This window comes from Pseudonocardia benzenivorans CB1190, assembly GCF_000196675.2.
GTDB classification, from domain to species: domain Bacteria; phylum Actinomycetota; class Actinomycetes; order Mycobacteriales; family Pseudonocardiaceae; genus Pseudonocardia; species Pseudonocardia benzenivorans.
On sequence record NC_015312.1, the window covers coordinates 1,661,385 to 1,684,586 of the forward strand.

Genomic DNA, 23,202 nt, shown 5'->3' on the forward strand with positions numbered 1-23,202 from the left:
CGCGGATCACCCGAGCGGGTCGTTCGTGCCATTCGGTTGCGCCACTGTGCCGTTCGTGCGATCGCCGCGGCGCATAGGCTCGCGGCGTGTCCGACGCGCTCCCCGGCCTGCGCTTCCTCGGCCATTCGACGGTGCGCGTCGAGCTGGGCGGGCGGGTCGTGCTCACCGACCCGGTGCTGACCCGGCGGGTCGGCGGACTCACCCGCGTCGTCGACCTCCCCGACCCCGCCCACCACTCCGGCGTCGACCTCGTCCTGCTCTCGCACCTGCACGGCGACCACCTGCACCTCCCGTCGCTGCGCATGCTCGGCGGCCGCACCGGCGGCGGCCCGCGCGTCGTCGTTCCCCGTGGTGCCGGAGAGTGGTTGCGCAGCAAGGGGATCGATGACGTCGTCGAGCTCGGGATCGGTGAGGTGCTGCGCGACGGCGACCTGCGTGTCACGGCGCTGCCCGCCGCGCACAGCGGGCACCGCTGGGGACCGCGGTTCACCCACGGCCCGCAGGCCCCGGCCGTCGGGCACCTGCTGGAGGCCGACGACGGCAGGGTCTACGTCGCGGGCGACACCGACCTGCACCCGGTGATGGACACCCTGGGCGACCTCGACGTCGCGCTGCTGCCGGTGTGGGGCTGGGGTCCGACGCTCGGGCCCGGCCATCTCGACCCCGACCGGGCGGCGCACGCCGTCGAACGGCTGCGGCCGCGGCTCGCGGTGCCCGTGCACTGGGGCACGCTCGCGCTGCCGGGCCTGGTCCGGGCGCCGGGCGGGGCGGGGGCCAGGATGCGCAGGCTGCTCGTGGAGCCGCCGCGGCAGTTCGCGTCGGCGGTCGCCGCGGGCGGGGGGCCCACGCGGGTGGCCGTGGTCGAACCGGGTGGCCGGGTGTGAGCGCGATCGCGCTGTCCCTCGACGACCTCACCGACCCCGCGCGGATCGGCTACCCGCTGCTCGCGCTGGGCGTGTTCGTCGGGTCGGTGATCCCCGTCGTCCCGACGGGCGCGGTCGTCGGGGCGGCCGCCGCCGTCGCGATGACGACGCCGCACCTGTCGTTGCCGCTGGTCGTGCTGGTCGCGACCGTCGCCGCGCTCGCGGGTGACCTGATCACCTATGGCGTCGCGCGGCTGGGCAGCGACGCCGCCGTGCGCTGGGTGACCCGCCGCCAGCCCGTCGAACGCCTCGACGCCGCCCGCGCGACGTTCGCCCGCCGCGGTTGGCAGTTGGTCGTCGTCGGACGTCTGCTGCCGGCGGGCCGCATCCCGGTCCTGGTCGCCGCGGCGGCTCTCGGGCATCCGTGGCGCCGGCTCGTCCCGGCGGCCGCGCTCGCGGCGCTGCTGTGGGCGGTCGCGTACTCGGTGCTGGGGGTCGTCAGCGGTGGGCTGTTCGACTCCCCGCTGGTCGCGACGCTCGTCGCCACCGTGCTGGTGCTGCTCGTCGGCGCGGTGAGCGGGCTGGTGGCGCGCCGCCGGAGAGCCCGTGTGAGCGGCGATCGCCGCGCACGACCCACCGACAGCACGGGAGAGAGGAGCGCGCTCGTGGGCGCGACCGAGCCCGGACTCCCGCACGGGCGGGGCCGGCTGCTGCGCGGGGGCCGGGCCGCGGTGCGGGTGGTGTGCGTGTGGGCTGCGACGGCCGTCGCGCTGGTCATGCTCGACCGGCTGCTGCCGGGCTTCGAGATGGACTCGTGGTGGCAGCCGGTGGTGTGTGCGCTGCTGCTCGGGCTGCTGACGGCCATCGGCTGGCCACCGGTCGCGCGGCTCGTGCTGCCGCTGGCGCTGTTCACCCTCGGCGTCGGCGGGTTCCTGCTGATGGGTGCGGGCGTCGCGGCGGTGTTCCTCGTCGTGCCCGGCGTGCACATCCACGACTTCCGCGCCGCCGTGGTCGTCGCCGTCGCGCTCGCCGCGGTGGGGGCGGTCATCTCCTCGTTGCTCGCTCTCGACGAGGACGAGATCTTCTTCCGACGCGCCGCCCGGCGGGCCCGCCGCGCCGCCGCCACCGATCCGGACCAGGTACCGGGCGTGCTGTTCCTGCAGGTCGACGGCCTCGGACACGACGTCGTCCGACGCGCGGTGCGCGACGGCGACATGCCCACGCTGGCGCGCTGGCTCGCCGAGGGCGGACACGAGCTGACCGGCTGGCACTGCGACTGGAGCTCACAGACCGGCGCGAGCGTCTGCGGCATCCTGCGCGGCGACAACACCGACATCCTCGGTTTCCGCTGGTACGAGAAGGACCGCGACCACGTCATGGCGTGCGCGCACCCCGGCGACGCCGCCGAGATCGAACGCCGTCACTCCGACGGCCGCGGGCTGCTCGCCGTCGACGGGGCCGCGCGCGGCAACCTGTTCACCGGCGACGCCGAGCACGTCTCGCTGACGATGAGCGCGATCCCGCTCGTCGAGAAGCGGCGCAGGCGCGGCCGCGGCCACGAGAGGCTCTGGGCGGGCTACTACGCCTACTTCGCCAACCCGGTGAACGCGTTGCGCACGTTCGTCGCCTCGCTGGTGGACGTCGGCCGCGAGCTGCTCGCCGCAGCCCGCCAGCGCCGCGCCGACGTCCGGCCGCGCACCCGCCGCGGCGGCTGGTACCCGCTGGCCCGGCCGGGTACGACGGTGATCTCGCGCGACATCGTCGTCTCGGCGATCATCGAGGACATGATGGCCGGGCGCTCGGTCGTCTACGCCGACTTCCTGGGCTACGACGAGGTGGCCCACCACTCGGGCATCGAGCGCTTCGACACGCTGGAGGTGTTGCGCGGCATCGACCGCCAGATCGGCAGGCTGCACCGGGCCACGCACCTCGCCCCACGTCCGTACCGCATCGTCGTGCTCTCCGACCACGGCCAGACCCAGGGCTGGGCCTTCGCCGACAGGTTCGGGGAGTCGATCGAGCAGTTCGTCGGCAGGCAGTGCGGAGCCCCGCAGGGGGAGCCCTCGAACAGGCACGACTCGCGGCGGCCCGCCGAGGGCTGGCAGGCCGGTGCGGTGCTCGCGGAGGCGACGTCGGGCACCGGGCCGATCGCGCGCAGGCTGCGGGCGCGCGTCGAGCGGGCGGGCACCGCCGAGCACCGCACCCGCACCGAGAGCGGGCGCCCGGGCGCGGTCGCGCGGGCGGCCCCCGGCGTCGTGGTCGTGGCGTCGGGGCACGTCGCGATGGTGTCGTTCACCGAACACGAGGGACGCGTCGAGCTGGAGACGATCGAGCGCGAGTTCCCCGCCCTGCTGCCCGCGCTCGTCGACCATCCCGGCGTGGGGTTCGTGCTGGTGCGCAGCCGGGAGTACGGGGCCGTCGTGCTGGGCCGCGACGGCGCGCGGCGGCTCGCGACCGACGCGGTCGAGGGCGCCGACCCGCTCACGGCCTACGGTCCGCACGCCGCCGACCTGGTCCGCCGCGTCGACGGCTTCCCGCACTGCGCCGACATCATGATCAACAGTCGCTACGAGCCCGGGACCGACGACGCGCCGCCCTTCGAGCCGCACGTCGGGTCGCACGGCGGATTGGGCGGCCCGCAGTCGCGCGGCTTCCTGCTGTACCCCGCCGACCTGCCCGCACCGGGCGAGATCGTCGGCGCGGAGGCCCTGCACCGCGTCCTGCGCGGCTGGCTGACCCACCTCGGCCACCCCGAACCCGCTGCGGCGTCCGCCACGACGCACCCCGATTCCGGACGAACGGCCCTGTCGCGCAACTGAATGGCACGACTGTGCCGTTCGTGCAAGGGGGACGCGCCCTGCAGCGGCCGCCGCCGGGTTGCACGAACGGCCCTTTCCCGCAGCTCAGTTGCAGGAAAGGGCCGTTCGTGCAGAAGGCCGACGCCTGGGCCGGCTCACTCCGGCGCGCGCACCTCGCGGCGCAGGATCTTGCCCGTCGGGCCCTTCGGGAGCTCGGGGACGAGCCAGACCTGCCGCGGGTACTTGTACGCGGCGACGCGCTCCTTGACGAAGTCGCGCAGCTCCTCGGGGTCGGCCTTCTCCCCGGGCTTGAGCGCGACCGCGGCGCCGACCTCCTCGCCCCACTCCGGGTGCGGGATGCCGATGACGGCGGCCTCGGCGACGGCGGGGTGCTCGTAGAGGGCCTCCTCGACCTCGCGCGGGTAGACGTTGTATCCGCCGCGGATGATCAGGTCCTTCTTGCGGTCGACGATGAAGTAGTAGCCGTCGGCGTCCTTGGTGGCGATGTCGCCGGTGCGGAACCAGCCGTCGGGGATCGCCTCGGCGGTGGCGTCGGGACGGCGCCAGTAGCCCTTCATGACGTTCTCGCCGCGAATGGCGATCTCGCCGGGCGTGTCGAGCCCGACGTCGCGGCCCTCGTCGTCGACCACCCGCATCTCGCAGCCGGGGATCTCGAACCCGATGGACCCGGGCTTGCGCTCGCGGTGCGGCTGGTTGAACGAGGCGACGGGCGAGGTCTCCGACAGCCCGTAGCCCTCCAGCACGATGCAGCCGAACTTCTCCTCGAAGGCACGCATGATCTCCACCGGCATGGCCGAGCCGCCGGAGGCGCAGGTGCGCAGCGTCGACATGTCGGCGTTGTCGGCGTCGGGGTGGTGCAGCATCGCGGCGTACATCGTCGGGACGCCCTCGAACACGGTGACCCGGTCGCGGGCGACGACGGCCAGCGCCTTCGCGGGGTCGAACCGCGGGATGAGCGTCAGCGTCGCGCCGACGTCGACCGCCGCGTTGAGCCCGCAGGTCAGGCCGAAGACGTGGAACAGCGGCAGGCAGCCCATGATGACGTCCTCGTGGCTGATCACGAGGACGGATTTCGAGGTCGTCGCGGTGTTGGTGCGCAGGTTCGCGTGGGTGAGCTCGGCGCCCTTGGGCTGGCCGGTGGTGCCGGACGTGTAGAGGATGACCGCGGTGTCGGAGTCGTCGCGCTCGACCGGCTCCGGGACCGGCGCGGCGCCGCCGAGCTGCTCGGCGTCGGGGCCCATCGGGCCGACGAGCACCGCGGGGACGCCGACGGCCTGCGCCGCGGCGGGTACCGCGTCACCGCCCGCGTCCCAGCCGAACACCAGCGACATCTCCGAGTCGCGCAGGTAGTACTCGACCTCGCGGTCCTTGAGCAGCGGGTTCATCGGGACGACGGCGGCGCCGGCCAGCAGCGCGCCATGGAACAGGATCGGGAACGCCGGCAGGTTCGGCAGCACGATGCCGACACGGTCGCCGGGCGAGATGCCCCGCTCGACGAGCATCCCGGCGACGGCCGCGGACGCCCGGTGCAGGTCGGCATAGCTGAGCTCGACGTCGTCGAGCTTGATCGCCGTGCGGTCGGGGTGGGCCTGGGCGGTCGCCACGAGGTTGGCGGCCAGGTTCGTCATCGTCGGCTCCGGGCTGGTCGTCGGGGGGTCTGCACGGAACCTACTGTGAGGTAGCCCCGCGGCGGCAGCGTTGACGGGCGCGACACGGCCGACCTAGCGTCCGGGGGGAAGATCGCTCCCCCGACCGTGCAGGAGTCCCGTCATGACCGCGCCGGCATCGGTGCCGCCCGCCCTCCTGGAGTTCCAGACGACGCTGCGGGTGCCGCGCGGCGGGGAGCCGCCCGTCGCCCTGTTCCGGTCGTTCGACGAGTACACCAACGGCGGCGCCCCGGAGGTCGCCGAGGTCCGCACCGGGGTCCCGATCCGGGAGTCCGGCGGCTGGCGCCTGGGCGTCGACGTGCACGTCCCCTTCGGTGAACCGCCTTTCCCGACGGTCGTGTACCTGCACGGCGGCGGCTGGGTCATGGGCTCGCCCTGGACACACCGGCGGCTGTCGGCGGAGCTGGCCTCGCGCGGGCTGCTCGTCGCGTCGGTCGACTACCGGCGCGCCCCCAAGCACAGGTTCCCGGGCGCGGTCGAGGACGTCGCCGCGGCGCTCGACTGGGCGCGCGCGCACGCCGCGGAGCACGGCGGGGACCCCGACCGGCTGATCATCGGGGGTGACTCGGCGGGCGCGAACCTCGCGGCGGCCGCACTGGCCACCGGGGCAGGTGCCGACGTCCGCGCCGCGCTGCTGTTCTACGGCATCTACGACTACCACCGCGCGCTGCCGATCCTGTCGGACCTGCTGGGCGGGGCCGACGCGGCCTCCCAGCTCTACCTGCCGCCCGAGGAGTTCGACGCGCTGCGCGGGGACCCGCGGTGCGCCCCCGAGCGCCAGGTCATCGGGTTCCCGCCGACGTTGCTCAGCGTCGGCGAGCTGGACCCGTTGCGCGGCGAGTCGGAGTCGATGGCCGCGCGGCTCGCGGTGGCAGGCGTCCCGCACCAGCTGCACGTCGCCGCCGGGGTCCCGCACGCCTACCTGCAGCTGCCGACCCTGCCCGCGCACGACGAGGGCTTCTCCGTCGCGACGAGTTTCCTGGGCCGGCACGGGCTGCTGTGACCCGGGGCCGGCGGCCGGAAGGGGTGCCAGCACCACCGCGGGATCGTGGTGCTGGCCGGGCCGATCCGGATCGTTGCGGGCCGTAGCGTCCGGGAGGTCGAGGACGCAGCGGCGAGGGGGAGCAGGTCATGTGGGTCATCGGGGTCGTCGTCGTGCTGGTCGGCGCCGGGTTCCTGTGGTCGGCGGTGCGGGCGCAGCGGTCCGTGCACGCCATGCTGGCGGCGGAGACGCTGTCGGTACCCGAGCTCGAGGAGCTGCGCCGGGTGTCCGACGACCTCGGCGCGCGGGGGAGCTTCCGCAAGGTGTGCGAGGTCGTCGGCGCGGCGCACCCCAGCCCCGAGGGCGTCCTGCGCTCGGAGCTGAGCGGCGTCGAGTGTGTGTGGCACAGCCACCGGGTGCAGCGTCGCTACAAGCACTACGACCGTGACCGCGACGGCAGCACCCGTGTGACGACGCGGACGGAGACAGTCGCCGAGCAGACGTCGGGACCCGGGTTCGCGCTGCTGCGCGACGGCCGCACGATCGGCGTCGACCACGCCGGCCGCAGGCCCGACGGCGTCGAGCAGGTGACCGACCGGTTCGAGCAGACGCAGGAGCCGTCGAACGGCTGGGCGGACGTCGTCGGTGCGCTCGTCGGCTCCGACCGCGACGAGACGATCGGCTACCAGTACACCGAGTGGGTGCTGCGCCCCGGGACGCCGATGTACGTGCTGGGCGAGGTCCACGACGCGATCGGCCCGCTCGTGATCGCGCCGCCCGCGGACCCGAAGCAGCCGTTCGTGATGTCGACGAGCACCGAGCAGCAGCTCACCGACGCCGCGCGGGGCCGGCAGCGGTTCCGCTCGCGGCTGGGCGCGGCGCTGGTCGTCGTGGGGATCGTGGTGGTGGTCCTCGCGCTGGTCCTCTGACGCCGGCTCGGGCGCCCGTCCGGCGGGCGCGCGCCGCGACGTAGTCTCGGGCCGTGGGTGGCGCCGGCGGCACGGGGGACGTGAACGATCTCGACGGGCCGACGGGCGGGCCACTCGACGGCGTGCTCGTCGCCGACTTCTCCCGGGTCCTCGCCGGCCCGTACGCGACGATGATCCTCGCCGATCTGGGCGCGACCGTCGTGAAGGTGGAGGGGCCCGGTGGCGACGACACCCGGACCTGGACCCCGCCCACCCGCGACGGCGTCGCCACCTACTACCTGTCGATGAAGCGCAACAAGCGGTCGATCGTGCTCGACCTCACCGATCCCGCGGACCTGGCCGTGGCGCACCGCCTCGCCGACCGTGCCGACGTCCTGGTCGAGAACTTCAAGCCCGGCGGGCTGGTGCGCTTCGGCCTCGACCACGCCGCGGTCAGGGCCCGCAACGAGTCCGTCGTCTACTGCTCGATCAGCGGCTTCGGCACCGCGGGCGGCGCGCACCTGCCGGGCTACGACCTGCTCGTGCAGGCCACCTCCGGGTTCATGAGCGTGACCGGCGAGGCCGACGGCAGCCCGCTGCGCGCCGGCGCGGCGGTCTTCGACGTCATGACGGGCCTGCATGCGGCCGTCGCGGTCCTCGCGGCGCTGCGACACCGTGACGCCACCGGCGAGGGCCAGCTGCTGGAGACCAACCTTCTGTCGGTGGCCATGTCGTGCCTGGTCAACCAGACCTCGGCGGTGGTGGCGGGCGGCGTCGTCCCGCGGCGGATGGGCAACGAGCACCCCAGCGTCTATCCCTACGAGCCGATGCCGACGGGCGACGGCGAGCTGATCGTGATCGCCGCGAACAACGGCCAGTTCCGCAAGCTGTGCGAGGTCATCGGGCTGCCCGGGCTGCCGGACGACCCCCGGTTCGCCACCCCGGGGGTGCGCAGCGCGAACCGGGAGCAGCTGCGGCCCCTCATGGTCGAGGCGCTGGCGGCCCGCAGCGCCGCCGAGTGGTTCACGCTGATCACCGGCGCGGGTGTGCCGTGCGGACCGATCAACGACGTCGCGCAGGGTGTCGCGCTGGCCGAGGGTCTCGGGCTCGACCCGGTCGTGTGGCCCGGCGATCCGGCGTCGGCGGTCCCGACGGTCCGCAACCCCGTCGGCTACTCCGCAACGCCACCGACCTACCGGCGCAGCCCGCCTGCCCTCGGCGCGGACTCGGCGGAGATCCGGGCCTGGCTCGAACGCGGGTGAGCGGCGACGGTCGCCTCGACCGTCGCCGCTCACGGGCCTGCCTGCGGGTCAGTTGCCGCCGTTGCCGAACGGGTTGCGGCCGAAGGGGTTCTGGCCGTTGCCGAAGGGGTTCTCCTGCCCGGACCCGCCGCCGGAGTCCGAGCCGCCGGTGCTGGTCGACGCGCCCTGGTCCTGCTGGCTGCCGAGCGTGACGTCGACGGTCCGCGCCGAGCCGCCGCTCCCGACGGTCAGGGTGACCTTGTCGCCGGGGGCGTAGGAGCCGATCTGGGCGACGAGGTCGGAGAAGTCGTTGACGGTCGTGTTGCCCACCTTGGTGACCACGTCGCCCGCCTTGAGACCGGCCGCCGCCGCGGGCGAGCCGTCCTGCACCGCCGCGATCTGGGCGCCGCTGACGTCGGTGGGGCGGCCCGACGTCGAGCCCTGGACCCCGAGCACCGGCTTGGTGGCGTGCCCGGTGTTGATGATCTCCTGGGCGACGCGCTTGGCCTGGTCGACCGGGATCGCGAAGCCGAGCCCGATGCTGCCCGTCGAGTTGCCCGCGGTCTGGATCGCCGAGTTGATGCCGACGACCTGACCGTCGAGGTTGACCAGGGCGCCACCGGAGTTGCCCTGGTTGATGGGCGCGTCGGTCTGCAGTCCGTTGTAGACGACGGCGGAGCCGTCCTCGCCCTGCGTCGACACGGTCCGGTTGAGCGCACTCACGATGCCGCTGGTCACCGTGCCGGTGAGGCCCTGCGGCGAGCCGATCGCGACGACCTGCTGGCCGACCTGGACGTCCTTGGACTGCCCGAGGGTGGCCGGGGTCAGCCCGGACACGCCGCTGAGCTGCAGGACCGCGAGGTCGTAGCTCGGCGCGGTGCCGACGACGGTGGCCTGGTGCTGCGAGCCGTCGGACAGGGTGACGGTGATCTGGCCCTGCTCGGCGACGACGTGGTTGTTGGTGAGGATCTTGCCGTCGGAGGTGAGGACGACCCCGCTGCCCTCGACCTCGCCCTGCGCCATGGCCACCCGGATGTCCACGGTGGACGGCATGGCCTTGGCGGCGGCCGCCGCGACGGTGCCGTTGACGGCCGCGACGTTCGAGGTGCTGGCCGGGCTGCTGCTCAGGGTGACCGCACCGCCGCCGTGGTCGAACACCGCGTAGGCCGCGCCGAAGCCGGCACCGCCGCCGACGAGGCCCGCGACGAGCGCGGCCGCGACGATGCCGATCATCGGCCGCGACGCGCGCGCCTTCGGCTGCGGGGCGGGCGGCGCCATGGTGGCGGTCGCGCCCGGTCCGGAGGGCGTACCGGCAGGGTCACCCGCGGGGGGCTGTGCCCCCACGCCGTAGGGGGCGCCGTACGGGCCGGGCCTGCCCGGGTTGCCCGACGGGTGGGCCCCGTACGGGCCGGGCGTCGAGCCCGGCTGGTTCCAGCCCGTCCGGTTCCACGGGCTCCCGGCCTGCGCGGCCGCCCCGGCGTACGGCTCGTACCGTGGGGCGCCCAGGTGCTGGGTCGGGTGCTCGGCGGCGGCCGCCCCGCCGTCGGCGCCGATGCCGGCGTCGGCATGGGTGCCGTCGTCGGCGACCGTGTCCGCGGCCGCGTCGGCAGCCGTGGGCCGGCCGCCCTCGGCGGCGCGCGGGAAACCCGCGGCCGGGGTGTCGTCGGTGGACCGGCCGCCCTCGGGCGGCACGGAGGTCTGCTCGGTCGGGGGTCGACCGGCCGGATCGGCGTCCGCGTCGGAACGGCCGTACCCCCGCTGCTCGTCGGTCATGGTGACGACTGTGCTGGGAGAACCTGAGACGTCCCTGTGGGCCTGCTGGGAATAGTCGCGTGGTTTCGCGCGGATTCGGTGAGGACGCGGCGCCTGTCAGGGTCAACTTGACACGATGGGTATGTCAGGAGTTGCCTGACAGGCATGGAGCCTCTCGACCGAGCCCTCTCCGCGGACGTGTCCGCCGCCGTCGACGCCGTGCGCGTGGCCGCCGTCGCCGAGTCGGGCCGTCAGGCCGACGCGTTGCTCGACGGCGTCGGCGTGCCCGGCGAGCGCGACCGTGAGGTCGCCTGGCAGCTCCTGCAGTTCCGGATCCATCTCGCCGCCGGGCTCGACCCGTTGCCCGACCTCGTCGGCCTGCGCCGCGTCGGGACCACGTGGGAGACCATCGCCCGGGCCGCCGGAACGACGCGGCAGTCGGCGCACGAACGCTGGGCCCGGCCGGTCGCCGGCGTTCTCGACCGCTACGGCACCGGCGAGGTCCCGGGTGGCCTACTGTCGACCCCGTGACAGAACTGAACGCCGTCTGGTCCCTGGCCGCCCGGGAGTCGTACCTGGCGGTCGTCTCGATCACCCGCGCCGACGGATCGGTCCACTCGTCGCTGGTCAACGCCGGCCCGGTCCGTCACCCGGTCACGGGAGAGGCCGTCGTCGGCTACGTGACGTACGGCCGGGTCAAGCTCGCGAACCTGCGTGAGCGGCCCGCCTCGGCGCTGTCGTTCCGCTCCGGCTGGAAGTGGGCGACGATCGAGGGCACCTGCGAGATCATCGGCCCCGACGACCCGGCCGACGGTGTCGACGACGAGCGGCTGCGGCTCCTGCTGCGCGAGGTGTTCGCCGGTGCCGGCGGCAGTCACGACGACTGGGACGCCTACGACCGCGTGATGCGCGAGGAGCGTCGGGCCGCGGTGCTGATGACCCCCACCCGGGTCTACGGCAACGCCTGAGTTCCCGTGTCGCGCGCCACTGGCGCGTGATCATCGCGGCACCCGGCCTGTATCGTGACGGCCAGCGAAGGGGAGTAGCTCCCAACGTCGCGGTCGACATACTGGACGCCCTCGGGCGGCCCGGCCGCACGGCCTGCGCCACCAGGCGAGCGAGACCTTCGATCCGGTAGGCACCGGGTCGAGGTCCGCAGTCCTCGATCCGGTCCGAGATCGAGGGGTGCTCGATGTACGACGTGCTGGTCGCTGCCGCGCTCAGCTTCGGGGTGATCTTCGTCGCCGAACTCGGTGACAAATCCCAGCTCATGGCCCTGACCTTCGCGACCCGCCACCGCGCTGTGCCCGTACTCGTCGGGATCACGATCGCCACGTCGGTGGTGCACCTCGTGTCGGTCGCCGTCGGGCACGGCCTCGGCGCCGCACTCCCGACGGGCTGGATCGCGCTGATCGCCGCCGTCGCGTTCCTCGGGTTCGGCGCGTGGACCCTCCGCGGCGACGCCCTCACCGCGGAGGAGCATGCAAAGGCCACGCGGGTGACGCGCTCGGCGGTCGTCGCGGCGTCGACGGCGTTCTTCCTGGCCGAGCTCGGCGACAAGACGATGCTGGCGACGATCACGCTGGCCACCCAGCACGGCTGGTTCGGGGTGTGGCTCGGGTCGACCCTCGGCATGGTCGTGGCGGATGCGATCGCGATCGTCATCGGCCGGCAGCTGGGCAGGCGGCTGCCCGAGCGCACCATCCGCTACGGCGCCGCGGGCCTGTTCGGGCTCTTCGGCATCTGGCTCGCCGTCGACGCGGTCTCCCAGCTGACCGGCGAGCCCGTCGCCGCGCTGCTCGACCATCACGCCGCGGGATGGGGCGCGCTCGCGCTGGCCCTCGCCGGGATCGTCCTCGGTGTCCTCACGCGCAGGCGTCTGGTCACGCGGCCGAGCCGCGTCGGCGTCGCGACCTGGTGGGTTCGTGTGCTGTCGGCGGCGGCCGTCGTGCTGGGCCTCGCCGCCCCGCTGCTGGTGGCCACCGACGTCATCGAGCCGATCTCGCTGTTCAGCGATCCGGGCGTCGCGGCCGCCGGAGCCGGTGCGTTCCTCGGCGGGTGCGCGCTCTGGCGGGCGGCCATCGCGTCGTACGCGGCCCACGCCACGCCGCCCGAGAGGGGCCCCCGGCTCTCGACGGTCGGGCTGCACGCCCGCGTGCGGCACCCGGGTATGACGGGCATCGTCGTCGCCACGTGCGGGCTGCTGCTGATGGTGCCGACGGTGCTGGGCGTGCTCGCGATGGTGCTGATCGTCGTCGCGGTGCAGGTGCAGGCCCGTGCGATCCGCGAACCGCGGCTGGCGGCCGCCCACGGCGCCGCGTACGCGGACTACGTGCTGCGCACCGGGCGGTTCCTCCCGCGGCTGCGCACCGCCGAGACCCCGCCCGGGCTCGGCGAGCGCGTCCGGGTGGGCTGACGCCCGTCCCCGGGTCAGCGCGGGCGGGCGCGCAGTCCGTCCAGGGCCATCCCGAGGACCCGCTCACGCTGGCCGGCCTCGTCGTACTCGACGCCGGTCGTGGCCCTCGGCGGCCGGCGGGCGCTGTTCTGGCTGCCCGCGGTCGTCGTGGCGCTGACGGCGATGGCCGCGCACCTGCTCGTCCCGGCCTCGCCGGTCCGCGCCGGCGGGCGCATCAACTGGCTCGGCGCCGCGCTGCTGGCGGCCTGGCTGGTCGCGCTGCTCGTGTCGCTGAGCATGGGCGACCAGTGGGGGTGGGCCTCACCCGCGGTGATCGCGCCGCTCGTCGGGTCCGTCGTGCTGCTGGCCGCGTGGGTCGTGGCCGAGTCCCGGTCCGGCCACCCCGTCATCGACATGCGGGTGATGCGGCTGCGCGGGGTCTGGACGACGAACCTGGTCGCGCTGCTGTCCGGCGCGTCGATGTTCGCGGTGTACGCCTACGTCCCGGTCTTCGTGCAGACACCCGCCGCGGCCGGTTACGGCCGAGCGCCATCGTCACGCGCGCGGGCAGGAGCAGCCGGCCGGCCTCGCCGATGGTCGCGGAGAACTCGAGCGGACAGGTGGATGGCGACGGCCGCGACCGCGACCGTCGCCACCCACGGCTACCGGTAGAGGTCGGCGTGCTCGGCGCGCAGCTTGTACTTGAGCACCTTGCCGCCGACGGTGTCGGGCAACGCGTCGGCGAAGACGACGGCCTTGGGCGTCTCGAAGCCGGCCAGCCGCTCGCGGCAGTGCGCGATGATCGCGTCGGCGTCGGGCGTCGTGCCCGCCTTCGGCACGACGACGGCCGTGACGGCCTCGCCCCAGCGCGGGTGGTCGAGCCCGATCACGGCGGCACGTTCGACGTCGGGGTGGCCGTAGAGCACGGACTCGACGCGCATGCTCGACACGTTCTCGCCGCCGGACTTCACGATGTCCTTGTAGCGGTCGACCATGATCCGCAGGCCGTCCTCGTCGATCTGGGCGCTGTCGCCGGAGTGGAACCAGCCCCCGCGGAACGCCTCGCGCGTCGCCTCCTCGTTGCGGTAGTACCCGGCCATGATCACCGGCGACCGGTACACCGCCTCGCCGGGCTCCCCGCGTACCGGCGTCCCGGTCTCGTCGACGACGTCGGAGGCCAGGATCGGGCTCGGCACGCCCACGTAGTTGACCGCGGGGGCGCTGCGCGCGTAGACCTCCGGCCACTTCGTCGGCCAGAAGCGGTGACAGGCGATGGCCTCGGTCTGGCCGAAGATGCCCAGGGTCACGAAGCCGTCCGCGCAGCGCTTCTCCAGGTCCTCGACCACCCGCGGCTCCAGCGCGCCCCAGCCGTAGACGAGCGTCGTCAGGCTGGAGACGTCGAGCTCCGGGCGCCGGTCGAGCTCGGCGGCGAGGTTGGCGGCGAACTGCGGCGAGCCGTTCCACAGCGCGGTGGCCCGTTCCTCGGCGATGGCGTCGGCCGTCGCCTCGGGCGTGGGCCTGCGGCCCAGGACCATCGAGCCGCCGGCGAGGAAGGCGCCGAACGGGAAGATCTGGTCACCGATGTGGTAGATGATCGGCAGGAAGACGACGAGCTTGAGGTCGCTCTCGTGGCGCAGGCTCCGCGACAGCGACACCGAGAAGTTCAGCGCCGCGAGGTGCGTCATGCTGTGGGACAGCATGGCGCCCTTGGGCATCGACGTCGTGCCCGAGGTGAACAGCAGCTGCCAGATGTCGTCGCCGTGGATCTCGACGTCCGGCTCGGTCTCGGGCTTGCCCGCGATGAAGTCGGTGAACGACGGGCTGTCGGCCACCGGGCCGCCGCCGACGGTGATCGTCGCGCCCACGGCCAGGTCGCTCGCGGCGAACGCCGCCTCGACCTTGGGCCACATCTCGGCGTCGACGATCGCGAACCGCGGCTCCAGCACGCCGATCAGGTGCGTCACGACGTCGGTCGCGAGGTTCGGGTTGATGGGCGCCGCGACCATGCCGGCCTTGGCGATCCCGACCTTGGCCAGGAACGCCTCGACGGAGTTCTCGCACACCATCAGGACGCGGTCGCCGGGGACGAGCCCGGCGTCGGCGAGCGCGTGCGCGACGCGGCTCGCGACGGCGTCGGCCTGCCGGTAGGTGACTCGCGCGAACTGCTCGTCGGCGTAGGCCCCCGGACGGCCCGAGATGGCCACCTGGTCGGGATAGCTCCAGGTCAGGCGTTCGAACATGTCGCCGACGGAGGTCCGCTCCCAGCGGTTGACCGCGCGGCGGCCACGCAGGGTCGTGACGTCGATGTGGGGCTGGTCGTTCACGTCCGGGCTCCTTTGCGCGGGAGGCGTCAGTGCGGTCGGTTGCGGCGCCGTCGCGCGCGACGACGACGGGACCGATCAGTACTTAGTCATCAGCAGTTCACTCCGCTCGCGCGGCGCCGGGGTGACGCCGAGGCACGCGTGCGCCATCTCGTCGAGCAGCTCGGCCAGCCGTGCCTCGGCGAGTCCGCTGCGGAAGAACAAGGTCGACTGGATCGCGCCGATGGCCGCGTGGACCGCCAGCCGCTGCTCGCCGTCGGCGAGGTCGCGGCGCAGCGGCGCGAGCACGTGCACCCAGTCCTCGATGTAGTGGCGCTGGCGCCTGCGCAGCCGCCTGCGCTCCTCCTCGGGGAGGTTGTGGACCTCGCGGTGGTAGACGGCGAGCACGCTGCGGTCCTGGAGCGCGACCCGGATGTGGTCGCGGACCAGCGCGGACAGGGCGATCTCGTCGTCGGGCGCGGCGCTGACGATCCGTGCGGCCCCGGACTGCAGCCGGTCCATCACCTGGTCGAGCAACGCGATGAGGATCGCGGCCTTGCTGTCGAAGTGACGGTAGATCCCGGAGCCCACGATGCCGGCCTCGGCGCCGATGTCGGCCATCCCGACCGTGTGGTACCCGCGGCGGGCGACGAGCTGTGCCGCGGCGACGAGGATCCGCTCCCGGCGGTCGGGATCGCGCTGACTGCGCGGGCGTGGAGCGGCCATCTGGTCATCATGACAGGACCCCGGTACCGTCGTCACCAGTGAACTGCTGATCACATTCGAACGGATCGGCAGACGGGACGGGCCGGAGGCACCGCGTGGACTTCGCCGAGACCGACGAGCACCGCGATCTGCGGGCGGCCGTCGCCGCCGTCGCGGGCGACTTCGGGGGCGCCTACTTCGTCGAGCGGGCACGTGCAGGGGAGCCGACCACGGAGCTGTGGGACGCGCTGGGCAAGTCGGGCTTCGTCGGGGTCAACATCCCCGAGGAGTACGGCGGCGGGGGCGGCGGGCTCGTCGAGCTGGCGCTGGTCTGCGAGGAGGCCGCGGCGCAGGGCGCGCCGCTGTTGCTGCTGCTCGTGTCGTCGGCGATCTCGGCGGAGGTGATCGCCGAGTTCGGGTCCGCCGAGCTCAAGCAGCGCTGGCTGCCGGGGCTGGCCGACGGGTCGACGAAGGTCGTCTTCGCCATCACCGAGCCCGACGCGGGGTCCAACACCCACCGGCTGTCGACGACCGCGGTGCGCGACGGCGACCACTGGGTGCTCAACGGCACCAAGCACTACATCTCCGGTGTCGACGAGGCCGAGGCGCTCGTCGTGGTCGCCCGCAGCGGCCGTGACGACGCGGGCAACGCCCGGCTGTCGCTGTTCGTCGTCGACACCGACGCACCCGGGCTCCAGCGCACCCACCTGCCCGTCGACATCCAGGTGCCGGAGAAGCAGTTCGTACTGCACTTCGACGACGTGCGGGTGCCCGCCGCGAACCTGATCGGCGAGGAGGGCGCCGGGTTCCGCCAGGTCTTCCACGGCCTCAACCCCGAGCGCATCACCGGAGCGGCGGTGTGCGTCGGCGTCGCCCGGTACGCGCTGGCGCAGGCCGCCCGCTACGCGGGGGACCGCAGGGTGTGGGACACCCCGATCGGCGCCCACCAGGGTGTGTCGCACCCATTGGCCAAGGCCGCGATCGAGACCGAGCTCGCCGCGCTGATGACGCGCAAGGCCGCCTGGTGCCACGACCACGGCCTGCCGGCGGGCGAGGCGTCGAACATGGCGAAGTACGCCGCCGCCGAGGCCGCGCTGAACGCGCTCGACGCGGCGATCCAGACCCACGGCGGCAACGGCCTTGCGCGCGAGTACGGGCTGCTGCCCTACTGGGGAATGGCGAGGTTGCTGCGGATCGCCCCGGTCAACCGGGAGATGATCCTCAACTTCGTGGCCCAGCACACGCTCGGCCTGCCGAAGTCCTACTGAGCCCGAGCTGATCCTCACGAGCCGACCACGAGCCGACCACGAGCCGACCACGAGCAAGGTCCCGACCCGGGAGTGACGACGATGTCGACCAACCTGATCCAGCGCGTCAACGTCGGTGACTCGCTGACCCGCTCCGCCGCCGCCCGCCCGGCGCAGCTCGCCGTCGTCGACGGCGACCGGCGCTGGACCTACGCCGAGTTCGACGCCTGGGTCAACCGCCTCGCCCACGGGCTCGCGGCCCGCGGCTACGCCCGTGGCGACGCGCTGGGGCTGGCCTCGGGCAACAGTGCGGAGTTCCTCGCCGTCTACTACGCGTGCGCCAAGCTCGGCGTCGTCTGCGTGCCGGTCAACCTCGGCTGGAAGGCAGGGGAGGTCGCCTACGTGCTCGGCCACTCCAGGGCGCGCGGGATCGTCGTCGAGTCGCAGCTCGTCGCCACGGTCGGCGAGGCGATCGAGAAGGTCTCCGACGTCGCCGACGTGTTCGTCGCGCCCGGCCTGGGCGCACAGTGGGAGGCGGCCCCGGCCGACCGGACGTGGTCGGCGCTGGCCGACGTCGAGTCCGAGGACTCCTCACCCGCCGAGTACCACGTCGAGGACCGCGACGGCCTGAGCTACCTCTACACGTCGGGCACGACGTCGTTCCCCAAGGGCGTCGTCGGCTCGCACCTGGCGATCTACCTGGAGTCGATGTCCGGCGCGCTCGACTCGGGGTGGAACGCGACCGACCGCTTCCTGTGCCTCATGCCGTTCTTCCACACCGCGCAGCTCAACGCGTTCTGCACACCCGCGCTGATGGTCGGCGCGACGATCCACGTGCAGCGCGGCTTCGACGCGGAGGCCTTCCTCACCACGATCGAGCGCGAGTCGATCACCCAGGTGTTCGGGCTGCCGATGATGTACCGCGCGGCCCTGGAGCACGCGTCGTTCGCGGCGCGCGACCTGTCGAGCCTGCGCCGGGCCGTCTACGCCATGGCGCCCATGCCCGAGCCGCTGATCAAGGCCTGCCTCGAGGGCTTCGGCTGCGAGTTCGCGCTGCTGTTCGGGCAGACGGAGATGAGCCCGGTGACGACGCTGTTCCGGCCCGAGCACCAGCTCACCCACATCGGCGCCGTCGGCACCCCGATCACCGGCGTCCAGGTGGCGATCATGGGGCCGGACGGCACACTGCTGCCCGCGGGGGAGAAGGGCGAGATCGTCTACCGCGGCCCGTCGACGATGAACGGCTACCTGGACAACCCGGAGGCGACCGACGAGGCGTTCGCCCACGGCTGGTTCCACTCCGGCGACGTCGGCTGGTTCGGCGAGGACGGCGTGCTCTGGTTCGCCGACCGCTACAAGGACGTGATCAAGACCGGCGGCGAGAACGTCGCGTCGCTCGAGGTGGAGCGGGCCGTCTACGCCGCCGAGCCGCGGGTGGCCGAGGCCGTCGTCGTCGGGCTCCCGCACGAGCGCTGGACCGAGGCGATCACGGCGGTCGTCGTGCCGAAGCCGGGCGAGTCGATCGACCCCGAGGAGCTCAGGACCGCGCTGCGCGGGCACCTCGACGGCTACAAGATCCCCAAGGCGGTCATCGTCGTCGACGAGCTGCCCAGGACGTCGACGGGGAAGATCCAGAAGAACGTGGTGCGCGACCAGCACCAGGGCCACTACGGCTGACCGTGAGCGGCGATGGTCGCTGCGGCGACCATCGCCGCTCACGATGGCGTGCGGTCCCGGGCGGGCTCACCAGCCCATGAGGCGGACGAGGTCCTGGCGCAGCCCGGGTACGGCGTAGCGGTTCCAGGCCATCCGCACGTCGGTGGTGCGCCCGTCGGCGTAGGTGCGGATGCCCGTGAGCAGGATGCAGATCAGCGCCAGCGCCCCCAGCACCGAGTAGCTGCGCACGACCTCCGGGTCGACGGTCGTGGCGCGCAGCTGCTCGTAGGCGCGGAAGAACCAGTCGCGGTCGCAGACCGCCTCCAGCAGCGCCGACCCCGGCTCGATGAACTTGCCCGCCAGGTAGTCCAGCGCGGCGTAGCCCAGGTCGTAGCGCGGGTCGCCGAGGTAGGCCAGCTCCCAGTCGACGACGGCCGCGATCCGGCCCTCGTGGATCATCGTGTTGCCGATCCGGTAGTCGCCGTGCACCAGCGCTGGCGGAACCGGATCGGGTTCACGCTCGCGCAGCCACGCGAAGGCGTCCTCCACGACGGGGTCGCGGACCAGCCGGTCCTCGGCGTAGGTGCGGGCCCAGCGGTCGACGGCGTCGGCGTAGCTGCGCGGCGGGCCGAGGAAGCCGAGGTCCGCGGCCGGGATCGCGTGGATCCCGGCGATCGTCTCGACGAGGTCGCGGCCCAGCCGCCCGCCGTCGGCCCAGTCGGCCTCGAGCGCCTCGCGGTCGCGGCGCAGCCACGTCACGGGCGCCGAGCCCGGCACCCAGTCCATCACGAACCAGGACCCGCCGAGCGGGGTGTCGGTCGCGTGCTCGATGCCGTGCGGCGTGGGCACCGGGACGCCTGCCGCCGCGACGGTCGCGTAGAGCCGGTACTCGCGTTCGAGATCGGAGTCGAGCAGCGACGCGGGCGGCTTGACGCGGACGACGAACGCCCTGCCCGGCTCCGGATCCCCGGCGCTGAGCAGCCACGTGTGCCTGCTCCAGCCGCCGGCGAGCTGACGCAACGCCCACGGCCGCGCGCGGTCGCGCGCGTCGAGCCGCCCGGCCTCGACCAGCACGTCGAGGACGGTGTCGGGCGGGACCGCCGTGTCGGCCGGCACGACTGCGGTCACGGGTTCTCGACGCGCCCGGCGAACTCGACGTTCGCCCAGCCGGGGTGGCCGTCGACGGTCGTCGACAGCAGCGAGCGGTCGTTCCACGAGCGCTGCAGGGTGCCGTCGACGCGCCGGTCGAACAGCACCGGAAGCACCCGTACGACGGTGCCCTCCAGGTGATGCGTGCCCGCGCCGGTCGTGATCTCGGCCGTCAGCCCGGTCGGGATCGCCTTGCCGGGCACGTCGGGCCGGGGGACCGTCGTGACGGTCTCGGTGTAGCCGACGATGGCCCGCTCGGGCCCGGCCGCGGGGTCGGTGAACACGGCACCGTCGCCGATCCAGCCGCCCAGGTCGGCGCGCCACATCGCGATCTCCGGTCCGCCGTCGGAGACGAGGTCGATCCAGCGCCAGTCGTCGGGGGCGAACCAGTTGCGCACGCCCCAGGAGTGGTCCTTGCCGCCGCGGCCGTCGATCTCGATCGTCGTGCCGTCGATGGTGATCGTGCCGGTGACCAGGCCGACCTCGTCGACGTGCCCGGTGAACAGTTCCGACCACCGCGGGTCCTCGCGGTAGACGTAGGGCGGGTGGGTGGGGGAGAAGGTCAGGTCGTAGGACACCTCGACCGAGTCGGCCGCGCTCTTCGCGACGGGCCCGAGCGCCGCGTGGTCGCACTCGACGCCGTCGCCGCCGTCGTTGAGCTTGCCGCCGAACTGCAGCCGCCAGTCGCCGAAGGGCTCGTCGGACGAGTAGGTCATGCCCGCGACGTGCACGTGGTCCTCGAGCTTGTCGAACGAGTCCCACTCCGAGGCGACCAGGCTGTGCCGGTCGGGGCCCCACAGCACGTTGACCGAACCGGAGTGGCCGCTCGCGACGCGCCGGCCGATGGAGGAGAAGCCGCCGATGCCGTGGCGCGCGTCGAAGAAGGAAAAGTAGTAGCTCTCGCGCCAGCGCCGGTCGTCGCCGGGCGGGTGGACGCGGTCGTGGCGCGCGACGTCGGCGGGCAGGTCGCTCGGGCGGTAGGTCGGGCTGGTCCGGGTCATCGGGTGCCTCCGGTCGGGGATGCGGGCGGGGCGGCCGGGCGGGTCTCGGTGGGCCGGGAGAGCAGGTCGATCTCGGCGTCGACGAGGTCGCGCAGGAGACTGTGGACGTCCGCGGCGAGCGCGGCGCCGTCGGGGCCCGCGGCGCGGCAGGCCGCCAGCAGGTCGCCGATCGGGGCGCCGAGCGCGGCCACGTCGCCGGAGGGGTCGCCGTCGATGGCCGCGACGACGGCCTCGGCGGCGGCGCCGAGGACCGTGTCCGCCGCGGTGGCCACGACGGTATCGACCGCGGCCGAGACGGCGCCGGCGGGCGACGTGCCGGCGGCGGGGCGCGTGGTCGCGGGTGCGGGTCGGGGCTCGCACAGCAGCGCGCGCAGGTCCGCGCGGAACCGCGCGGCCACGGCCGGGCCACCCGCGAGCTCGGCGGCGAGATGTCGGCCGATGCTGCCGGCCGACTTCAGCTGGCCGCGCTGGAACCCGTCCAACGGCCGCGCCCAGTCGGCGGACTCGCGCAGCGTCCCGGACAGCACGGCCGTGAGCTGGGCCGGGGTCATCGCGTTGAACACGGCACGCCTCTCTCGCCTGGGTCCGCCGCGCGCGGCCGGGCGGCGCGAGCTCTGGCGACGGGCCGGGAGGGGTCGCGGCACGCCGCCGCGACCGGCCGATCGGCCCGTCGTAGTGAACCATGATGTACCAGAACCGACCCTGTCAACGCCGTCCGGAACGCGTCGTCGCAGCGGCTGCCGCGCACGCTGTCGACCGCTACGGTCGGCCACGGCGGATGCGCGGGGGCCGGGGTCTGGTCACGGCCCGGCTCCGTCGGTAGAGTTCGCAAGTAGTGAATGGCTAGTAACTCCGGGAGTCGCCGTGGACGTCTGTGGGAGCACTGCACGACCGGTCGCGAGGTGCGGCTGATGCCGGTGCTGAGGACCGCGGTGGACACCGCGTCCGAGACCTACCAGAGCAACCGCAAGTACCAGCTCGAGATGATCGACCAGCTCAACGAGCAGCTGGAGCTGGTCATCGCGGGCGGCGGCGAGCGGTACATGCAACGCCATCGCGACCGCGGCAAGCTCCCGGTCCGTGAGCGGCTGGAGCTGCTGCTCGACCCGGACAGCCCCTTCCTCGAGCTCGCGCCACTGGCGGCCTGGGGCACCGACTTCACCGTCGGCGCGTCGGTGCTCACCGGCATCGGCGTGGTCGAGGGAGTCGAGTGCATGGTCATCGGCCACGACCCGACGGTCCGCGGCGGGGCGATGAACCCGTACTCCCTGCGCAAGACGCTGCGCGCGTTGGAGATCGCCCGGCTCAACCGGCTGCCGGTGATCAACCTCGTCGAGTCCGGTGGCGCCGACCTGCCCACGCAGGCCGACCTGTTCGTCCCGGCCGGGCGGATCTTCCACGAGCTCACGGAGCTGTCGTCGCTGGCGATCCCGACCGTGGCGCTGGTCTTCGGCAACTCGACGGCGGGCGGGGCCTATGTCCCGGGCATGTGCGACTACGCGGTGCTCGTCGACAACCGCGCCAAGGTGTTCCTCGGCGGTCCGCCACTGGTCAAGATGGCCACCGGCGAGGACGCCGACGACGAGTCGCTCGGTGGCGCGGACATGCACAGCCGCATCTCGGGCCTGTCGGACTACTTCGCCGTCGACGAGCTCGACGCGATCCGGCTGGGCCGCGAGATCATCTCCCGGATCAACTGGCACAAGCTGGGTCCGGCGCCGGCCGCCGACCCGCTGCCGCCGCGCTACGACCCGGAGGAGATCCTCGGCATCGTCTCCTCCGACATCAAGGTCCCGTTCGACCCGCGCGAGATCCTCGCCCGCACCGTCGACGACTCCGACTTCGACGAGTACAAGCCGCTCTACGGGACGTCCCTCGTGACCGGCTGGGCGCAGATCCACGGCTATCCGGTCGGGATCCTGGCCAACCACCGCGGCGTGCTGTTCAGCGAGGAGGCCAAGAAGGCCAGCGAGTTCATCCTGCTCGCCAACCAGACCGACACCCCGCTGGTGTTCCTGCAGAACACCACCGGCTACATGGTGGGGACCGAGTACGAGCAGGGCGGGATCATCAAGGACGGCGCCAAGATGATCAACTCGGTCACCAACAGCGCCGTCCCGCACCTCACGATCAACATGAACTCGTCGTTCGGCGCGGGCAACTACGGCATGTCCGGCCGCGCCTACGACCCCCGGCTGATGTTCGCCTGGCCCGGCGCCAAGCTCGCCGTCATGGGTGCGGCGCAGCTCGCGGGCGTCATGTCGATCGTCGGGCGCGCCTCGGCCGCGTCGCAGGGCAAGCCCTTCGACGAGGAGGCCGACGCCAAGCGCACGGCGGCGATCGAGGCCCAGATCGAGGCCGAGTCGCACGCCTTCTACGTCACCGCCCGGCTCTACGACGACGGCATCGTCGACCCCCGGGACACCCGCACCGTGCTCGGGATGTCGCTGTCGGCCGTGCACTCCAACACGATCGCCGGCCGTCGCGGCTTCGGCGTCTTCCGGATGTGAGCCCGTC

General features: G+C 73.4%; 19 protein-coding genes. 12 read left to right on the forward strand and 7 right to left on the reverse strand.

All coding sequences use genetic code 11. The annotated features are described in order from the left end of the window. The first annotated feature begins 86 nt into the window (after positions 1-86). Positions 87-884 carry an MBL fold metallo-hydrolase gene (locus PSED_RS08060; RefSeq protein ID WP_013673754.1) on the forward strand — a complete coding sequence of 266 codons (798 nt, stop codon included), beginning with the start codon at positions 87-89 and terminating at the stop codon, positions 882-884. Continuing rightward, a complete protein-coding gene (locus PSED_RS08070; protein WP_013673755.1) occupies positions 881-3,682 on the forward strand; it encodes a phage holin family protein in 2,802 nt (933 codons plus the stop codon). Before PSED_RS08060 ends, PSED_RS08070 begins: the two co-directional genes overlap by 4 nt. 134 nt (positions 3,683-3,816) lie before the next feature. On the opposite strand, the gene PSED_RS08075 is transcribed toward PSED_RS08070, so the two are convergent. Continuing rightward, positions 3,817-5,310: a long-chain-fatty-acid--CoA ligase gene (locus PSED_RS08075; protein WP_013673756.1), complete on the reverse strand. Its 1,494-nt coding sequence runs from the start codon at positions 5,308-5,310 to the stop codon at positions 3,817-3,819. A gap of 142 nt (positions 5,311-5,452) precedes the next feature. On the opposite strand from PSED_RS08075, the gene PSED_RS08080 reads away from it, so the two are divergent. The 3 genes from PSED_RS08080 (at position 5,453) to PSED_RS08090 (ending at position 8,501) form a co-directional block, all read left to right on the forward strand. Beyond that, the gene (locus PSED_RS08080) at positions 5,453-6,352 is read left to right on the forward strand and encodes an alpha/beta hydrolase (RefSeq protein WP_013673757.1); all 900 of its coding nucleotides are present in this window, start codon (positions 5,453-5,455) and stop codon (positions 6,350-6,352) included. 128 nt (positions 6,353-6,480) lie between these two features. After that, positions 6,481-7,260 (forward strand): GIDE domain-containing protein, encoded by a 780-nt coding sequence (locus PSED_RS08085; RefSeq protein WP_013673758.1) that lies wholly within the window; start codon positions 6,481-6,483, stop codon positions 7,258-7,260. A 53-nt stretch (positions 7,261-7,313) separates the two neighbouring features. Further along, entirely contained in the window at positions 7,314-8,501 is a 1,188-nt protein-coding gene (locus tag PSED_RS08090) for a CaiB/BaiF CoA transferase family protein (RefSeq protein WP_013673759.1), read from the forward strand. Positions 8,502-8,549: 48 nt separating this feature from the next. Here PSED_RS08090 and PSED_RS08095 read toward each other — a convergent pair whose 3' ends face one another. Beyond that, a complete protein-coding gene (locus PSED_RS08095) occupies positions 8,550-10,253 on the reverse strand; it encodes a trypsin-like peptidase domain-containing protein (protein ID WP_013673760.1) in 1,704 nt (567 codons plus the stop codon). Between the two features lie 144 nt (positions 10,254-10,397). Between PSED_RS08095 and PSED_RS08100 the strand changes: the two genes are divergently transcribed. From PSED_RS08100 to PSED_RS08115, 4 genes are all read left to right on the forward strand, one after another. Further along, positions 10,398-10,763 (forward strand): hypothetical protein, encoded by a 366-nt coding sequence (locus PSED_RS08100; protein ID WP_013673761.1) that lies wholly within the window; start codon positions 10,398-10,400, stop codon positions 10,761-10,763. Beyond that, positions 10,760-11,200: a TIGR03618 family F420-dependent PPOX class oxidoreductase gene (locus PSED_RS08105; RefSeq protein WP_013673762.1), complete on the forward strand. Its 441-nt coding sequence runs from the start codon at positions 10,760-10,762 to the stop codon at positions 11,198-11,200. Before PSED_RS08100 ends, PSED_RS08105 begins: the two co-directional genes overlap by 4 nt. A 224-nt stretch (positions 11,201-11,424) precedes the next feature. Then, positions 11,425-12,648, forward strand: a complete 1,224-nt coding sequence (locus tag PSED_RS08110) for a TMEM165/GDT1 family protein (RefSeq protein WP_013673763.1) — start codon at positions 11,425-11,427, stop codon at positions 12,646-12,648. A 99-nt stretch (positions 12,649-12,747) separates the two neighbouring features. Continuing rightward, positions 12,748-13,299, forward strand: a complete 552-nt coding sequence (locus tag PSED_RS08115; RefSeq protein WP_041759406.1) for a hypothetical protein — start codon at positions 12,748-12,750, stop codon at positions 13,297-13,299. On the opposite strand, the gene PSED_RS08120 is transcribed toward PSED_RS08115, so the two are convergent. Together PSED_RS08120 and PSED_RS08125 are read right to left on the reverse strand one after the other, a co-directional pair. After that, positions 13,290-14,951, reverse strand: coding sequence for an AMP-binding protein (locus PSED_RS08120; protein WP_013673764.1), 1,662 nt, complete (start codon positions 14,949-14,951; stop codon positions 13,290-13,292). The genes PSED_RS08115 and PSED_RS08120 overlap by 10 nt on opposite strands. Positions 14,952-15,026: 75 nt before the next feature. Next, on the reverse strand, positions 15,027-15,653 hold the full coding sequence (locus tag PSED_RS08125; RefSeq protein ID WP_013673765.1) for a TetR/AcrR family transcriptional regulator: 627 nt from the start codon (positions 15,651-15,653) through the stop codon (positions 15,027-15,029). 95 nt (positions 15,654-15,748) lie between these two features. On the opposite strand from PSED_RS08125, the gene PSED_RS08130 reads away from it, so the two are divergent. Together PSED_RS08130 and PSED_RS08135 are read left to right on the forward strand one after the other, a co-directional pair. Further along, entirely contained in the window at positions 15,749-16,900 is a 1,152-nt protein-coding gene (locus PSED_RS08130; protein WP_013673766.1) for an acyl-CoA dehydrogenase family protein, read from the forward strand. 81 nt (positions 16,901-16,981) lie between these two features. Next, the gene (locus PSED_RS08135) at positions 16,982-18,556 is read left to right on the forward strand and encodes an AMP-binding protein (RefSeq protein ID WP_013673767.1); all 1,575 of its coding nucleotides are present in this window, start codon (positions 16,982-16,984) and stop codon (positions 18,554-18,556) included. 66 nt (positions 18,557-18,622) lie between these two features. On the opposite strand, the gene PSED_RS08140 is transcribed toward PSED_RS08135, so the two are convergent. Genes PSED_RS08140 through PSED_RS08150 form a run of 3 tightly spaced genes read right to left on the reverse strand, consistent with a single transcriptional unit; the run spans position 18,623 to position 21,248 of the window. Further along, on the reverse strand, positions 18,623-19,663 hold the full coding sequence (locus PSED_RS08140) for a phosphotransferase family protein (RefSeq protein WP_013673768.1): 1,041 nt from the start codon (positions 19,661-19,663) through the stop codon (positions 18,623-18,625). Further along, the gene (locus tag PSED_RS08145) at positions 19,660-20,685 is read right to left on the reverse strand and encodes a DUF7064 domain-containing protein (protein WP_013673769.1); all 1,026 of its coding nucleotides are present in this window, start codon (positions 20,683-20,685) and stop codon (positions 19,660-19,662) included. The genes PSED_RS08140 and PSED_RS08145 overlap by 4 nt, the downstream gene beginning before the upstream one ends. Then, positions 20,682-21,248 carry a hypothetical protein gene (locus PSED_RS08150; protein WP_013673770.1) on the reverse strand — a complete coding sequence of 189 codons (567 nt, stop codon included), beginning with the start codon at positions 21,246-21,248 and terminating at the stop codon, positions 20,682-20,684. Before PSED_RS08150 ends, PSED_RS08145 begins: the two co-directional genes overlap by 4 nt. 348 nt (positions 21,249-21,596) lie before the next feature. Between PSED_RS08150 and PSED_RS08155 the strand changes: the two genes are divergently transcribed. Beyond that, a complete protein-coding gene (locus tag PSED_RS08155) occupies positions 21,597-23,195 on the forward strand; it encodes an acyl-CoA carboxylase subunit beta (protein ID WP_013673771.1) in 1,599 nt (532 codons plus the stop codon). The last annotated feature ends 7 nt before the right edge of the window (positions 23,196-23,202 follow it).

Coding starts and splice junctions, on each gene's coding strand:
- PSED_RS08075 (WP_013673756.1), bottom strand. CDS start 5,310: ATGACGAACCTGGCCGCCAACCTCGTGGCGACCGCCCAGGCCCACCCC.
- PSED_RS08080 (WP_013673757.1), top strand. CDS start 5,453: ATGACCGCGCCGGCATCGGTGCCGCCCGCCCTCCTGGAGTTCCAGACG.
- PSED_RS08085 (WP_013673758.1), top strand. CDS start 6,481: ATGTGGGTCATCGGGGTCGTCGTCGTGCTGGTCGGCGCCGGGTTCCTG.
- PSED_RS08095 (WP_013673760.1), bottom strand. CDS start 10,253: ATGACCGACGAGCAGCGGGGGTACGGCCGTTCCGACGCGGACGCCGAT.
- PSED_RS08100 (WP_013673761.1), top strand. CDS start 10,398: ATGGAGCCTCTCGACCGAGCCCTCTCCGCGGACGTGTCCGCCGCCGTC.
- PSED_RS08110 (WP_013673763.1), top strand. CDS start 11,425: ATGTACGACGTGCTGGTCGCTGCCGCGCTCAGCTTCGGGGTGATCTTC.
- PSED_RS08125 (WP_013673765.1), bottom strand. CDS start 15,653: ATGGCCGCTCCACGCCCGCGCAGTCAGCGCGATCCCGACCGCCGGGAG.
- PSED_RS08135 (WP_013673767.1), top strand. CDS start 16,982: ATGTCGACCAACCTGATCCAGCGCGTCAACGTCGGTGACTCGCTGACC.
- PSED_RS08145 (WP_013673769.1), bottom strand. CDS start 20,685: ATGACCCGGACCAGCCCGACCTACCGCCCGAGCGACCTGCCCGCCGAC.
- PSED_RS08155 (WP_013673771.1), top strand. CDS start 21,597: ATGCCGGTGCTGAGGACCGCGGTGGACACCGCGTCCGAGACCTACCAG.